Source organism: Streptomyces sp. NPDC026515 (genome assembly GCF_055567595.1).
Genome location: NZ_JBVHQD010000039.1, coordinates 1 through 15,446 on the forward strand (window position 1 = coordinate 1; position 15,446 = coordinate 15,446).

Annotated in this window: 11 protein-coding genes and 1 pseudogene; 8 read left to right on the plus strand and 4 right to left on the minus strand. The window is 69.2% G+C overall.

Annotated elements, in window-relative coordinates; genetic code table 11:
- Nucleotides 1-368: 368 nt before the first annotated feature.
- A complete protein-coding gene (locus tag ACZ4O3_RS42515) occupies nucleotides 369-929 on the plus strand; it encodes a hypothetical protein (protein ID WP_467727736.1) in 561 nt (186 codons plus the stop codon).
- Between the two features lie 5 nt (nucleotides 930-934).
- Nucleotides 935-4,306: a CHAT domain-containing protein gene (locus tag ACZ4O3_RS42520; protein ID WP_467727737.1), complete on the plus strand. Its 3,372-nt coding sequence runs from the start codon at nucleotides 935-937 to the stop codon at nucleotides 4,304-4,306.
- Nucleotides 4,307-4,320: 14 nt separating this feature from the next.
- On the opposite strand, the gene ACZ4O3_RS42525 is transcribed toward ACZ4O3_RS42520, so the two are convergent.
- The 3 genes from ACZ4O3_RS42525 to ACZ4O3_RS42535 all read right to left on the minus strand — a co-directional run bounded on the left by ACZ4O3_RS42525 (nucleotide 4,321) and on the right by ACZ4O3_RS42535 (nucleotide 6,770).
- On the minus strand, nucleotides 4,321-5,265 hold the full coding sequence (locus ACZ4O3_RS42525) for a hypothetical protein (protein WP_467727738.1): 945 nt from the start codon (nucleotides 5,263-5,265) through the stop codon (nucleotides 4,321-4,323).
- Between the two features lie 6 nt (nucleotides 5,266-5,271).
- A complete protein-coding gene (locus ACZ4O3_RS42530; RefSeq protein WP_467727740.1) occupies nucleotides 5,272-5,685 on the minus strand; it encodes a hypothetical protein in 414 nt (137 codons plus the stop codon).
- Nucleotides 5,686-5,895: 210 nt separating this feature from the next.
- Nucleotides 5,896-6,770, minus strand: a protein-coding gene (locus ACZ4O3_RS42535) for an IS5 family transposase (RefSeq protein ID WP_467727742.1) whose coding sequence is annotated in 2 segments (ribosomal slippage) — nucleotides 5,896-6,378 and nucleotides 6,381-6,770 — 873 coding nt in all. Because the reading frame shifts where the segments join, the coding sequence is not laid out codon by codon here.
- Nucleotides 6,771-6,780: 10 nt separating this feature from the next.
- On the opposite strand from ACZ4O3_RS42535, the gene ACZ4O3_RS42540 reads away from it, so the two are divergent.
- The 4 genes from ACZ4O3_RS42540 to ACZ4O3_RS42555 all read left to right on the plus strand — a co-directional run bounded on the left by ACZ4O3_RS42540 (nucleotide 6,781) and on the right by ACZ4O3_RS42555 (nucleotide 10,872).
- Complete coding sequence (locus ACZ4O3_RS42540; RefSeq protein ID WP_467727743.1) at nucleotides 6,781-6,984, plus strand: hypothetical protein; 204 nt, start codon at nucleotides 6,781-6,783, stop codon at nucleotides 6,982-6,984.
- Between the two features lie 100 nt (nucleotides 6,985-7,084).
- A complete protein-coding gene (locus tag ACZ4O3_RS42545; protein WP_467727745.1) occupies nucleotides 7,085-7,564 on the plus strand; it encodes a nuclear transport factor 2 family protein in 480 nt (159 codons plus the stop codon).
- A 120-nt stretch (nucleotides 7,565-7,684) separates the two neighbouring features.
- Nucleotides 7,685-8,296, plus strand: a complete 612-nt coding sequence (locus ACZ4O3_RS42550) for a TetR/AcrR family transcriptional regulator (RefSeq protein WP_467727746.1) — start codon at nucleotides 7,685-7,687, stop codon at nucleotides 8,294-8,296.
- Nucleotides 8,297-8,508: 212 nt separating this feature from the next.
- A complete protein-coding gene (locus ACZ4O3_RS42555; protein ID WP_467727747.1) occupies nucleotides 8,509-10,872 on the plus strand; it encodes a glycosyl hydrolase family 95 catalytic domain-containing protein in 2,364 nt (787 codons plus the stop codon).
- 244 nt (nucleotides 10,873-11,116) lie between these two features.
- On the opposite strand, the gene ACZ4O3_RS42560 is transcribed toward ACZ4O3_RS42555, so the two are convergent.
- Nucleotides 11,117-13,198 (minus strand): NPCBM/NEW2 domain-containing protein, encoded by a 2,082-nt coding sequence (locus ACZ4O3_RS42560; RefSeq protein ID WP_467727749.1) that lies wholly within the window; start codon nucleotides 13,196-13,198, stop codon nucleotides 11,117-11,119.
- 453 nt (nucleotides 13,199-13,651) lie between these two features.
- Here ACZ4O3_RS42560 and ACZ4O3_RS42565 point away from each other — a divergent pair.
- Nucleotides 13,652-14,125, plus strand: a pseudogene (locus ACZ4O3_RS42565) (transposase); the annotation flags it as partial.
- Between the two features lie 275 nt (nucleotides 14,126-14,400).
- A complete protein-coding gene (locus tag ACZ4O3_RS42570; RefSeq protein WP_467727751.1) occupies nucleotides 14,401-15,438 on the plus strand; it encodes a transposase in 1,038 nt (345 codons plus the stop codon).
- Nucleotides 15,439-15,446: the final 8 nt, after the last annotated feature.

Here is a 15,446-nt window from a genome sequence, read left to right on the forward strand (position 1 = left end):
TGCCTCCAGCACCGCAAGCTGTTCGACGAACAAACCGCCTTCCTCGTCGAACTCGCCTCCGCCGCTTGACGAGTTAGAACCCTGAGGTGTCTCACCGGGCAATACACCTAGAACTTCAAAAATTAGGGCATCCAGGTACTAAACAGCGGAACGGAGCGCCCTCTGAGGAAAAGGCGACGCCGCCAAGGCGATGCCCAAGGAGGCGATCAGGGAGCTGGCCCGGGGGTGGCTGCACGCTGCTCGGTTGAGGGTGACTGTCCTCGTGGGATTCCCGGAAGCAGGGGTAATTACGTCGAAGTGGTGTACGTCAGGGGGACGTAGTGCCTCATAGTGAGTGAACCGTATTCGTCGCGTCAGGGGGACAGGCGATGGATTTCTTTGTGCTGCTCGTTGTCATCGGACTGGTATGGCTCGTGGTGGCTGTCGTACGCAAGATGATGTCGTCGCCACCAGGGCACCATGGGCAGACCGCGGGACGCTACTACCCGGACATCGACGAAGAGGACTTCGAGCCCGCCGTCACGCCGCGCGGGACCGCGCACCGGGACATCCCGCCGCTGTTCCCCGACTTCTATCACGGGGTGCTGTTCGCGGTGGGGAAGGAGCCGACGCCGCAGAACCTGCTCGCACTGGTCGAGTACGTGAGCCAGATGCTGACGATGAACGCCGTCGTGTGGTTCCAGCAGACGGGTGACGCGGCGGCGCAGGAGCGGTTCATGAACCGCTTCCGCGGGGGTGGCGGTGACGACCAGAAGCTGGAGTTGGTCACCGACGACATGATCGACTTCCTGTGGGCGTGGCGCCCGTCGACGCGTCAGGCGCTGCGCGACTGGATACCCGACCTGGAGCGGATGCTGACCGGACCGGACAGCAGGTTGTGGCGGTTTGGGGATGAACTGCCCTTCGGGATCTGGGAGATGAAGGACTGAACGCCATGTGTGATCCGTCCCGGCACGACGGGGTGCTCGATCCGGTCACGGCGCTCGCCCGGGTACACGAGCGGCTGGCGCGCTTTCGTGCGGGGGAGACGGCAGCCGTCCTCACCGAGGAGGCGACAGCGGAGGCCGCACGGGCCGTTTCCGAGCAACCCACCCCCGAGGGCGTCGTCGCGGTCGCCTGGCTCTACGAGTACCGGGCCCTCGCCGTCGAGGAACTGGCGGGTGAAGACGCAAAGTTGGCCCTCAGACTGTTCGGCAAGGTCGTTCGGGTGCTGCCACGGGAGGTGCCCACGCATGTGGCGCACGTACTCGCCATGCTGGACGCCCCTGCCCACGACGCCATTCACCGGGTGTCGCGGGCAGTGGCCGACGCTGAGCAACTGCTGGAGAGCGGTGCGGCGTCCGTCAGCCCCGCCCCGCTCGACCAGGTGGCCGAACTGCTCACCCGGGCGCTCGACGAGTGGCCCCGGAACGGGACGCGACGACACGACGCTCTCGGGCTGCTCGGCACCGCACTTCGGCGCAGGTACGCCTTCGATCCCGGGGAGCCGTGGCGCCTGGACAAGGCGGTCGCGGTCCTCACGGAGGCCGTGGCCGCCGGTCCCGCCGAGGACCTGTTCGGCCACACGCATGCCCACAACCTCTGCACCGCCCACCTCGACCGTTACGACGCGACGGGCGACCTCCGGGACCTGGAGGCAGCGGAGGAGGCGAACGCGGAGGCGCTGCGCAGGGTCGTGGCCGGGGATCCGCAGCGCACCCGGTTACTGACCCAGCGCGCGGACATCCTCCGTACCCGTACCTCGGCGGGTGTGGACAACCGCCTGGCGGAGGCGGCGGCCACATGCCGGGAGGCGATCCGTGCGCTGCTGCCGCAGAGTGCCGCGGCGCCTTATGTCCACTCGACCGCGGCGAACGTCCTCGCCGACCACTACGTGTACGGGCACGACCTCGACGTGCTCGACGAAGCGATCGACAGCGCGCGCATCGCGGTCACCGGGATCCCCGAGCAGGACGGTCGCGAGGCGGTCCTCGCGACCTACGGCAGACTGCTCATGCTGCGTGCCCGGCACACCGGGACCACGGCCGGCCTCGACGCTGCACAGGACGCCCTCGCCGCGGCCGTCGGGACGTTGCCGGCGGGCCACTCCGGTCGTACCGCCCACCAGAGCGACCTCGCGGACACCCTCTACGAGCGCCACCTCGCCACCGGCGCCGAGTCCGTCCTGCAACAGGCCCTCGAACACGCCCGCCAGGCCATCGACGGCGCGGCCGCGACCGGCACGGTCGTCCCCGATCTGCTGAACAGCCTGGGACGCATCCTGATCGCACGCTATGAGCTGACCGGCGACCCCACCGACCTGACCGAGGCCGTCGAACAACTCCGGCAGGCGGAGGAAGTGTCACCGCCGGGCAGCAGAATGCGCGGTATCACCCTGCTCCATCTCGGCAACGGGCTGATGCTCCAGGCCGCCCTCGTCATCGGAACCGAACGTCGGAACCGGGCGTACGCTGAGACCATGGCCGTGCTGGACGCGGCAGTAGAAGCCCTGCCGCCTGGACCGGACCAGCAACTCGCGCTCAACAACCTCGCCCTGGTCGTCCGCGGCCACGATGGTGGCGACCGCCCACAGGCACTGCGCAGGGCGCGCCGCATCTTCCGGGAGATCCTCGCCGCGGCCCCGGCGAACAGTCGGACCAGCGAACTCGCCATGTTCAACCTGGCGTTGACCCTGCTGCAGGAGCACGAGCAGCCTGGCAAGAACGAGCCGGACACGGACGACCGCCTCACCGAGGCGGAGGACCTGCTACGGGCGGCGCACAGCCGGGAGTCCCCCGGTCGGCATACCTCTGCGACCGTCGCCTGCGCGTTGGCACGTTGCCTCGCCCTGCGGGCCGCCGCCGACGGCAGGCCCGGCCCGCACGCGGAAGCCGTCGCCCTGCTGCGCTCGGTCGTCGAGGCCGCCGACGGCCACACGCCCAGCAGCCGGGTCTCCGCCGCCGCGCAGTTGGGGCGCCTGCACGCCACTACCGGTGACTGGGCCGCCGCCGAGCGCGCATACGCACGAGGGATCGAGCTGCTGGCCGCCGCCGCGGCGCCGCGGAGCGGCCGGGACGCGCAAGAACGCCACATCGGTGCCTTCTTCGGTCTTGCCGCGGACGCCACCGCCAGTGCCCTGGGCGCCGGCGATCCCGTACGCGCGCTCGAACTGCTGGAGACGGGCCGCGGCCTCCTGCTTCCCGCCCCGCGCCGCGGCCCGTCGCCCGACTCGTGGCCCGCGGCCGCGGACGGCCGTACCGTGGTCGTCGTGAACACCGGCAGACTCCGGTGCGACGCGCTGCTCGTGCGCGACGGGGCAGTCACGGTCGTTCCGCTGCCGGGACTCGACCACGCCACTCTCGTCCGCCAGACCGGCACCTTCCTCTGGGGCGTCCAGCGCGCCCAGGATCCGGCGTGCCCTCCCGAGGACCTGTACAAGGCTCAGCATGTCGCGGTTCCGAGCGTTCTGCGCTGGCTGTGGAACACCACCGTACGTCCGGTACTCGACGCCCTCGGTCTGACCGGGCCGCCGGTCGCGGGCGCGCGCTGGCCGAGGATCTGGTGGTGCCCGACCGGGCTGATGTCCTTCCTGCCGCTGCACGCGGCGGGCGAGCACCGCTCGATGTACGACGGGTCGACGGGCGCGGGCGCCATCGACCGGGTGGTCTCCTCGTACGCTCCCAGCCTGCGCGCTCTGGCCACGGCCGCCCGGCGGGCCGATGCCGTACGAGGCGGGGCCGGGGACCTTCTGGTGGTGGCACCGGAAACCCCTGGCACCGCCGTCCTGCCCCAGGTACCGCGCGAGGTCGCCGGGATCAAGGGGCATCGCCCCGGCTGCACTGTCCTGTTCGGGGCCGAGGCCACGAAAGAGCGGATCCTCCAGGAGATCCCACGGCACGCATGGTTCCACTTCGCCGGACACGGCACCCAGAACATCGAAATCGCCGACAGCGCGAGTCTGGTGCCCCACGACTACGGTTTGGGAGGCCGCCTCGGGCTGTCCGACCTGGGAGAGCTGTCCCTGGACAAGGCGCAACTCGCCTTCCTGTCGGCCTGCCAGACCGCGGTGGGCCACCTCGCACTGGCGGACGAGCACACGCATCTGGCCGGGCTGCTGCAGGCGGTGGGTTTCCCGCACGTCGTCGGCACCCGGTGGACCGTACGCGACGGCGTCTCCGCGGCCGTGGCGACGGAGTTCCACCGGCTGGCGGCCCTGCACGGCAGTGCCTTCGACCCGGCGCTCGGTCTGCACCTCGCGGTCCGGGAGACACGCCGAGTCCATCCCCAGCCGTACGCGTGGGCGCCCTTCGTGCACTTCGGGCCGTAGGGGCCGGGTCCGGATCAGCTGCCTGGGTCGAACACCAGCGTGGGGTCGTCGGAGCCGCGGTACACGTGGGCCGTCAGCCGTAGGCCGGCGAGCGGTTCGTCCGCCGCGGTCGCGGGGAGCGGATGACGCAGTGCGCGGTACAGCTGCTGACGGTGCAGGTCGAACGCGACCTGGAGCAGGACCGCGTAGTCCTGGCAGGCACGCGGGAGCCACCATCCCCAGGCGCCGACGACGAAGAGCAGGGCGGACAGAGCCCACGGTGTCCAGTACACCGCGGGCAGTACGAGCACCGCCCACAGGCCGGCCGCGACCGTGGCGTCCAGCCGGTTCCGGGCGACCGCAAGATCACGTTGGAGGGTCTCGGGGAGCAGGGTCCACAGATGCGGCCACAGCAGCACCGCGTCCAGGCCGTACTTGTGCTGCGGCTCGGCTTCTGCGGAGCGCAGAATGTTCCCTACGCGCGTCGGCATGGCCAGCGCCGGCTCGCGCGGGCTCCACCGCAGCCGGGCCTCCAGCCTGGCGTGGTCGGCGCGTTCCTGTGCGCTGAGCGGAGGTCGGCCGGCGGTCGACGGACCTCCCTCAAGACGCGTCTGGAGCGGCCTCCACGCGGCGGCATCGGCGGCACGGCGTCTGTTGTGTCGCTGTCGCAGCCACCCGCTCACCCCGGACAGGAACCGGGGCCAGTACCCCTCCATGAGGCGCAGGGCGGGAAGCGTCAGCTGCCGCATGAGCGCACCGGATCCGGCGAGTGCGATCAGTGCCACCAGCAGTAGCGTGATCTGTTCGCCGGGGTGCATCGTGCCCACGGCGTCGAGCCGGTCCGCCAGGGCCTGCCCGGGGTGGGGCTGTCCACCGACCCAGGCCAGCATTATGATCAGCCAGTACACCGCCGCGGCCAGCCCCGTGGCCAGCCAGCGCTCGACGAGCTTGCCGGCGGCCGCGCTCCAGAAGGTCGGCACCTCGCCTCACTGTGTCTCACGGCTCAGCACGCGGGTGCACACGGAACAGCGCGGCACCGGGTCGCCCATGAACCCGCGTATCCAGGTGTCGGTGCTCGCACACCCGAGGGTCTTGCACACGTACCGAGGAGCCGGCACGGCGGAGGCAGCGAACCCCGCACCCGCCAGCCCCTTGTACCCGCTGCTGCCCGGAGCCGTGCTCCGTTCCTGATACGGGTCGGGACGCGACTGAATCCAGGTGCGGACCCGGACGTCGGCGTACAGGGCCCGGCGCAGTTCCTCGGCTCCGCCGGGGCGGGACGAGGCGGCGATCGCGCGGTGGATGTCCGCCGCGATCCGGGAAGCGTCTGCGCCGACGAGCGTCGGCAGCATCCCGAGTATTTCCCTGGCGAGTGCCGCCCACGAGCGATGGTGCTCCATGCTCCGCCTCCCCCGGTCGGAACCGTCTACGTGCCCGATGCAAGTGTGACAGTTGCCGTCGAGCCGCGTGGGGCGATCGCCGGTTCCCCGGGCCGGCGGGAACGGCGCTGCACACACCTGCGGTCACCTCAGACGACCCACCGGGCGCGCAGACCGTGCAGCTGGGGCTCCGTCACTCCCGCTAGCTAGGGTGCGTTTCGAAAGTGCTGGTCACAGCCACTCGTTGATAGCCGCGACCAGCACGGTCGTCTCGTAGCGGACGGCGAGCTTCTCGTATCGCGTGGCGACCGCGCGGTGGCGCTTGAGGCGATTGATGCCGCACTCAACCGCGTGGCGTTCCTTGTAGTCGGTGTTGTCGAACTTCGGCGGCCGGCCGCCGTGCGAACCGCGTTTCTTGCGGTTGGCGACCTGGTCGCGTTTCTCCGGGATCGTGCAGCGGATACCGCGCTTGCGCAGGTAGGCACGGTTCGCGCGGGAGCCGTACGCCTTGTCGGCTCGAACCTTGTCCGGCCGGGTGCGCGGGCGGCCCGGTCCGAGCCTGTGCACCCGGATACGGCCCAGGACCACCTGGAACTGCGGGGAGTCGCCGCGCTGCCCGGCGGTAATCACCAGTGACAGCGGCTTCTGCGCCTGTTCGACCGCCAGGTGGAGCTTGGTCGTCAGCCCGCCCCGGGAGCGTCCGAGCCCGTGGTCGTCGGGCTCGGTGAAGACACCACCTGGCGGCTCGACCTGCAGATCCCCCTTTTGCGGGCACCCGCCGCATGCTGGTGGGCGCGGGCGATGGTCGAGTCCACCGAGACGTCCCAGGTAATCAGCCCCTCGGCATCGGCCCGGGCCTGCAGCTGCTCGAAGATACGGTGCCAGGTACCGTCCCGCTGCCAACGCCGGAACAGACCGTAGATGGTCTGCCACGGGCCATACCGCTCGGGCACGTCCCGCCAGGGAGTACCAGCGCGGGTGCGCCAGCGTATGCCGTCTATCAACTGCCGCTTCGTGTGCACCGGCGGACGCCCGGGCTTCTTCCCGACCGGGAGCAGCGGCTCCAGCTTCGCCCACTGCGCATTCGTCAAATCATGCCTCCCCACGAAGTGGATCTTGACACATCAAGATCCACTTCTGAAACGCACCCTAGCCTTCACCGCCTCCGGCCGACTCTCCCTGCGGGAACTGGGCCTCGGCCAGAAACTGCTCGCCTACCTCCCGATCCCAGTTCTCGGCGACGCCGTGGACCTCACCCTCGACGTGGTCCTGCTGCCGTACGACCCGACACCCATGCTGAACGACATTCCCATCGACTGACGCACCGCGCCGGGGCGGGACGGGGAGGGCGGCAGGTCCGAATTCATGCCTGTGGGGTATGGGTCGATGCGTGGATGATCATTGTTCCGGCCATCGCGCGATGCTGGAATCGAGTCATGTCCTGGCCCGCTACGTCCGCGCCAATGACACCCGCAACGGCTCCACTCTGGGGGAACTCTTCACCAAGGACGTGCTGGTCGAGATCTTCCAGCACGACGGCAGAGGCGGCCGTACCGAACTCGCGCCGCCCACCCGCGGCCGGGACACCCTGGTCAACATCTACGACAACTTGATGCCTCCGCACGAGCCGGACCACTGGAGCCATCACGTCACCTCCGACCACATTGTGAAGGTCGAGGGTGACCGGGCCACCCTCAGCGCCCAGTTCATGATGTTCCGGGTCCAGGGCGTGCGTAAGCCGGCCGGGGGCCGGCCGGCCGGGACGTTCGGCGCGCAGGGCACCATCACACCGGAGGAGAGCGGCTATTACGAGACGGACCTGGTCCGAGAGGACGGCGTCTGGCGCATCGCGCACCACCGCGTCCTGCACGATATCCCCTTCGTCATCCCGGCCGGCTGATCAGGGCGGTCTCCCGCCGGACGCTCCTTTCCAGCCGCACACAGTGGCAACGCCCCGGACCCTGGTGTCCCGGGGCGTTGCCACTCTCCGTCCGCAGGGCAGGAGAGGAACGCAATCATCATGAACTCACCCACGGGGAAGTCAGGTTCGGGCGGCAGGCCGCGGGCCGACGCGGTACGCAACCGTGATCTCCTGCTGCGCACCGCCCGTGCGGTGGTGACCGAGGACGGAGCGCACAAGGTGACGATGGAGCACCTCGCCGAACGGGCCGGAGTGGGCAAGGGCACGGTGTTCCGCCGGTTCGGCAGCAGGTCGGGGCTGTTCCAGGCGCTACTGGAGGACGACGAGCGGGAGTTCGACGCGCGGTTCCGGCAGGGACCACCACCGTTCGGGGCGGGCGGCGACCCGCTGACCCGCCTTGCCGTTTACGGAGGCGAACGGGTCGCCTTCCTGCTGGAACGGCACGCGGTCGTTCGCGCCTGCCTCGACCGGCGCCTGCTCTGCACCACCCCCGAGTCCGCCACCCAGGACCACCTGCGGCTGCTGCTCCGGCAGGCCGGGATCGGCTTCGGCGACCCGGACAGCCTCGCGGCCCAGCTCACCGGGGCGCTGGAGGGTCCGGTTCTCTTCCGGCTGGCGCAGCCCGACTCCGCGGTCACGCCGTCCGGTGCGGGAGCCGAGTCCCTGGTCGCCTGCTGGCGGACGCTCGTCGAACGTCTTGCATGCCCATGACGTCCTCTCCTCAAGTCGATACATCGGACCTAAACAGGGGAGAGGGTAGCGAGGATGAAAAATAAAGGCCATGAAAAGGGGCGTATCGCCGCAGAATTTCTCTAACGCAAAGTAAAGGTCGGATGAAAAGCGTCCGTTCTGTTGACATGGTCGAAACATGCCACCTACGTTTCGGGCTCGCGCGCTCATGCCTCCCTGGAAGGGAACTCTCCGTGCCCGCTTCCTCCCGTCGCGATTTTCTCCGCCTCAGTGGTGCCGCCGGCGGCGGCCTCGCCCTCGTCGGCGGCCTGCCCGCCTTCACGGCGCACGCCGCGCCCGACCGGCCGGCCGATGTGGATCTCGTCCCGGAAGACAGAGCCACCACCATCTGGTACCGGACGCCCGCCGATGAGGCGCACATCATCCAGGAGGCCCTTCCGGTCGGCAACGGCCGCCTCGGTGCCCTGGTCGGGTGCGATCCCGCCAGCGACTTCGTCTACATCACCGAGGGCTCCTTCTGGACCGGCGGACGCAACGACACGGTCACCGATGACGGGCAACTTCCCTACGGACGCGACGACTTCGGCAGCTTCGGCCTGCTTGCCAAGCTGCGCATCACCCTGCCCGGGCACACTGGCCCCCAGTTGACCGACTACCGCCGCCAACTCGACCTGAGCAACGGCGTGGTGTCCGCGTCGTACAAACTGCGCGGGGTCCGCTACCGCCGTGAGGTGTACGCCAGCCACCCGGACGACGTGGTCGTGGTCCGGTTCACCGGCGGCCCGCACACCGGCAAGATCTCCCTGGCCGGCACGCACGACGAGACCACCTCCGGCGGCAGCGGCCGGCTCACCTTCACAGGCAAGCTCGGCAACGGCCTGCGCTACGCGGCGGCCGTGACCGCCGCCAGCTCCACCGGCCGGATCAAGGTGGACGGCGACAGCCTCTCCTTCACCGACTGCCAGGAACTGCTGATCGTGCTGTGCGCGGGCACCGACTACTCGCCCGACGCAGACCGCAACTTCCGCAACCCTAAGAGCGACCCGCTGGCCCTCTCCCAGAGCAAGGTGGCCGCCGCCGCCCGTGTCTCCGGGAACCAACTGCTCGACACCCACGTCGCCGACTACCAGAAGCTCTACAACCGCTTCTCCATCGACCTGGGCCGCTCCACCACCCTCCAGCGCTCCCTCGACTCCTGGTCGCGCATCGCGGTCCGCTACACCGACCGCACCACGCCCGACCCGGAGCTGGAGGCTGCCTACGTCCAGTACGGCCGCTACCTGACCATCACCGGGTCCCGCGACTGGCTCCCGATGAATCTCCAGGGCATATGGGTGCACAACAACACCCCGGACTGGTACGCGGATTACCATACCGATATCAACATCCAGATGAACTACTGGCTGGCCGACCCGGCCGGCCTCGGGGAGAACTCGTACGCCCTGGCCCGGTACTGCGTCTCTCAGTTGCCGGTGTGGACCGATGTCACCAAGCGTCTGTTCAACAACGAGAAGAACCGGTTCCGCAACAGCAGCGGCAAGATCGCCGGTTGGGCGGTGGCGTTCTCCACCAACATCCACGGCGGCAGCGGCTGGGCCTGGCACCCGTCGGGCAACGCCTGGCTGTGCAACTCCCTGTGGCGGCACTACGAGTACAGCCAGGACCGCGCCTACCTGGAGCTGATCTACCCGGTCCTCAAGGGCGCCGCCGAGTTCTGGCAGGCCCGCCTGATCACCAAGAACATTACCGACGCAGACGGCACCTCCCGCGAGGTGCTGATCGACGACACCGCATGGTCCCCCGAGCACGGACCGGACAGCAAGGGCATCACCTACGCGCAGGAACTCGCCTGGGAGCTGTTCCACGAGTTCACCACCGCCGCCCGCGAACTGGGCCGGGACGCCGACCTGGCCGCCGCGCTCACGGCCATGCAGAAGAAGCTCTATCTCCCCCAGGTGAGTTCCAAGACCGGCTGGCTGGAGGAGTGGATGACCCCGGACAACCTGGGCGAGACGACCCACCGGCACCTGTCCCCGCTCATTGGGTTCTTCCCCGGTGACCGGATATCCGCCGACCGCAGCCCGGCGGAACTGGTCGAGGGCGTGCGCGCTCTGCTGACGGCCCGCGGCACGGACACCTTCGGCTGGGGCTGCGCCTGGCGGTCGCTGTGCTGGTCGCGCCTGAAGGACGCGGACAACGCCTACCAGCTCTACCTGAACGTGCTGCGGCCCTCCGTTGCCAACAGCAACGGCACCTCGGCCAACTGGTTCGACATGTACAGCCAGGGCAGCTACACCATCTTCCAGATCGACGCCAACCTCGGCGGCGCCACGGCCGCGCTGGAGATGCTGTTGTACTCCAGGCCCGGAGTGATCGAGCTGCTGCCCGCGCTCCCCGGCGCCTGGGCGGAGAAGGGCTCGGTGGCCGGGGTGGGCGCCCGCGGCGGCTTCACCGTGGACTTCTCCTGGCGCGACGGCAAGGCGACCTCGGTGACCGTCCGCAGTGTCGGAGGCACCACGACCGAACTGCGGGCCGGCCGGTTCCGCAAGCAGATCAGCCTCAAGCCGGGCAAGTCCGTGACGGTCCGCATTCCCTGACGGGCGGACCGAACACCCGTGGGCGGTGGCACCTTCACGTGCCGCCGCCCACGCGGTGTTCAGCCAGCGGCCGGACCTTGGCGGTCGCCGTGGAGCTCCAGGGCCGCGTTCAATACGCCCTCCACCAGAGCGTCGCCGGACAGTCGCGCGACACCGACCGCCGCGGCGCTGTTGGTTTCCTGGTTGCCCCATACGGTGGGCTCCGCCCCGCGTGATCTCTCCCACGGGGGCCTCTCCGATCAGTTCAGCAGGTGGCGTTCAGGCCGACCCAGTCGGCGCGGTCGTTGTAGCCGCCGTCCCCGGCGTCGCCGACCACCAGGTCGAGGACGCGGACCCCGGTCAGGTCGATGTCGGCCTGGCGGGTGGTGTCGCGGTCGAGGACACCGCTGTCGAACAGCACCTTGCCGTCACCGAGCACCTGGAATGTCGACGTGCCGCCTTCCGGGCCGACGTTGCGTACCGCGTCGTCGATGCCGACGGTGGTCGTCAGCCGAGTGCAGCGGTCGCCGAGGTAGTAGCGGATGGTGGAGGGGGAGGCGACGCCAATGCCGGTCGGGTGTTCCTGGCCGAGCAGGCTGAGCGGCGTCCAGCCGCCGACGCTGCGGTCGACGGTGGGGCTCATCCATCCGCTGGTGGCGCTGATCCAGTCGTGGTGGGACAGAGAGGCGTCGCCGCGCGGCGGAGCGGGTGCCACCACGAGTGTCGTGGCCGTCTCCTGCCGTAGACGCAGTTTGCCGGTCGTCTCGTAGGAGGTGGTGGCGGTCAGGCCGGCGCTGCCCGGTGCGGCGGTGTCCGGCAGGGTGACCGTGAAGGTGAAGGTCGTGGAGCGGCCCGGCATCAGCAGTTTCGGCGCGGTGCCGGTCGAGCGGGCCGTCCACCCAGTGGGAACCGCCAGCTTGACGCGGGGATCGAAGACGGGCTGCGGGCTGTCGTTGCGGACGCCGACCTGGACCTGCGCCTGGTCGCCGCCGGCGGCCACTGGGGCGATACCGGCCGGCACCGTGTCGCCGCCGACCTTCGTGACCTGAGGCAGGCCGGCGACGACGTGCGGGAGAACGGGCTTGCCCGCTGCCCGGGCGACGCGGAAGAGGACTGCGCCATGGGCCGGGACGGCCGCACTGATCGTGCCGGCGCTCTCGGTGACCCGGTCGGTCCAGGCGTTCTTCAGGGTGAACCGGCTGCCGGTCAGTCCCACCGAGGACGCCTTTGTGGCGAGGGTCGCCGGGCTGTCGCCGCGGTTGAGCAGCACCACGGCCCGGTCGCCGTTCGCGAGCCGCTTGACCCAGGTCTCCGTCGTGCCCGCCGGGCCGACGCGGACGGCCTGGATTGCGGCGCTGTCCTGGTTGATCGCGAGGACGTCGCGGTCCGCGAGGATACCGAGCGAGGCCTTTCTGAGCTTGCGGATGTCGCTGCCGATCACCAGCGGTGCGGCCGCTACCGACCAGAGCGTCATCTGGGTGCGGAACTCCTCGTCGCTCATGCCGAGTTCGGGGCCCAGGTAGTCCGGGTCGTTGAAGTGCCCCGGGCCGGCCGCCTCGGGATGGAGCGCGTTCGCGTCGTAGTTGCGCAGCACGTCCTTGAACTTGATCTCACCGACGAATCCGACGTCCGTGTACGTGCGCCAGGACTGGGCGATGGCCGGTGCGTAGGACCAGGAGTACGTCGACTGCTGCGTCTCGGGGTGGTTGCCCCAGTCCGGGGAGGTGACGGGGTTGCAGAGGTTGAAGATCATGGGGCGCCCGCTGGCGTTGTCGCGCAGTGCCTTGGCGAACTGGGTGTAGACGGTCTTCGGGTCGAGGTCTGCGGCGATGCCGCAGAGGTAGTCCACCTTGACGGCGTCGAACTCCCAGGCGGCGAACTGGTCGGCGTCGCGCTGGTAGTAGCCGTGGCTGCCCAGTCCGCATTTGCCGGGGATGTAGGGGCCGGCGTCGGTGTAGATGCCAGCCTTGAGGCCTTTGGAGTGGATGTAGTCGACGAGCGGCTTCAGCCCGTCGGGGAACTGGGCGGGATTGGGCACCAGGTCGCCGGCCGCGCTGCGTGGGGTGGGCGCGGCCCAGTTGCCGTCGATCCAGACGTACTTGTATCCAGCGTCGCGCAGGCCGCTGCTGACCAGGAAATCGGCGGTCGACTCGATCTCCGCCGCGGTCGGGTCGCCGCCGAGTGCGTAGTAGGTGTTCCAGCCCATGTACGGCGTCGGGCTCAGGACTTGTGCGGATGCCGACGTCGTGGTGGCGGTGTCGCCGTGTGGGGGAGTGGCGTGGGCGGGGGCCTGCGCGACCAGTAGCGTGGTCAGGAGGGCCAGGAAGACGGTGAGATGTCGTTTCACGTCGGATCCTTCGTTGTCCGATCAGGCGTGCCGAACCGCCCCGGTCGGGTATCTGAGGTGCCGCTGCGCGATGGTTGATGCGGCGGGTGTACCGGGGACCAGTCAATGTCCGCTTGCCTGCGGGTGGTTGCGAGGATCTTGCAGGGGGCGTCGAACCGCGTCAAGATTAATTACTAAATTAAGCATTGGTTCGGTCCTGTGGCAAAGGCTAGTGTCCTGCGCCAGAGATCCGTCGGCAGATCTGTCTCGTCTCGGCGGTCGGATTCCCGCTGCCAACCAGGCGCGTTGACCGTTCGCGGCTCAGTCGGGATGGTGTCCCGCCGAGTGGTGTAGCAGCGATCTCCGCATAGCCCCTGGTCATGGGGCAGCCATCGCGCAACTCTCCGAGTAGCGGAGCTCGTTGAAGTGAGAGGTGACGCGATGGCCTTGTCCCAGCATGACTTACTCCGCCTGATGGAGTCACTGCGTACGGCGGACGGAATCGAGTTGATCAGAGTCCTGGCCCAGCGGATCCTGCAGGAACTCATCGAAGCCGAGGCCACCGCCCACATCGGCGCGGAACCCGGCGAGCACACCGAGACCCGCACGACGATGCGCAACGGGCACCGGACGAAACTGCTGACCACGCAGGCCGGGGGCCTGGACCTGGCGATCCCCAAGGTCCGCACCGGCAGCTTCTTCCCCAGCCTGCTGGAACGCCGGCGCCGCATCGACCAGGCCCTCTACGCGGTCGTCATGGAGGCATACGTGCAGGGCGTGTCCACCCGGACCGTGGACGACCTGGTCAGGGCCCTGGGCGGGGACACCGGGATCTCCAAGAGCGAAGTCTCCAGGATCTGCGGCGACCTCGACGTGGAGCTGAGCGTGTTCCGCACCCGGCCCCTGGACCACACCCGATTCCCCTACGTCTACCTCGACGCGACGTACTCGCCGTCCGCTACGAGGCGACCGTGCTGGTCGCGGCTATCAACGAGTGGCTGTGACCAGCACTTTCGCAACACGCCCTAGCTTGACTCTGTCGGTGATCTTGGAGATTTCCGGTGCGGCAGCGTGATCAACGGGCATGCTCGGGGCTGTTCCGAAGGATCCTGTGATCGTCGAGGTGCTCGTTGTCGCTCCGTCCTCGTTCCGGTGAGCAAGTCCCGCCTCTGACCGCGCGGATCGCGCGGGCGAGCAACCCGGACGGTACGACGGCGATGTGGGTGAGAGACCGGCTGGACGGCCTGTGGTGCGACGAGGACTTCGCCGACTGGTACCCGCGTGACGGGCGCCCCGGCCTCTCGCCCGCCCAGTTGGCCACCGTCTGTGTGCTGCAATTCGTACTCGGCCTGTCGGACCGGCAGGCCGCCGAGGCGGTCCGCTGCCGCATCGACTTCAAGTACGCCATGGCCCTGGCGCTGGACGATCCCGGCTTCCATCACAGTGTGCTGGCCGACTTCCGTGACCGTCTCGCTGAAGGCGACCGTGCTGACCGCCTCCTCGACCTCGCGCTGGCCCGCCTCAAGGAGGCTGGCCTGGTGCGCGAGCGCACCACGCAGCGCACCGACTCCACCCACGTCCTGGCCGCGGTGCGGGATCTGACCCGCCTGGAACTGGTCACCGACGCGGTCCGCGCGGCACTCGAAGAAGTCGCCGGCATCTCTCCCCACCTGCTGGACGGGCTGGTCGATGAGGACTGGGGCCGCCGCTACGGCCGTCCGGTCCGCCTGGGCAAGAACCCCACCAAGCCCAAGACCAGGATCCTCGCCACCGGCAGCCGGCGCGGACCAGGCGAGGCGATGCGGGTCCGCGGGGGACCGGCATCGCCTCGCCGTGGTGGGCCGGGCCGGCGGTTGTTGTTACTTGGTGGCGAGGAAGAGGTAGCCGGCGGTGTAGGGGATGCGGGTGGTGGGGTTGCAGGTGCCGGTGGGGGCGACGCCGCCGTGGGTGTTGAGGCGCAGGACGGTGGTGGTCTTGGCGAGGAGTCCCTGATTCTTGCCGGTCTGGTGGGCGCGGAGGAGGAGTTGGGGGATGTTGCCGGGGCCGTTGTCGAATTTGTTGAGGACGGTTCCGGTGACGGAGGAGTGGTCGGGTGCGATCCACTGCGGGGGGCTGGCGGGGCCGTGGTGGGCGAAGCTGTGGCGGATGTGGCCCTGGAGGGTGGCGTCGACGTTGTCCTGCTTCGTGCAGGCGTAGACCTGTGCGCCCGACCCAGCGGGAGTAAATGTCAAGAGCTGTGGATCAGCGGTGGCTCACCATGATTCGCGGC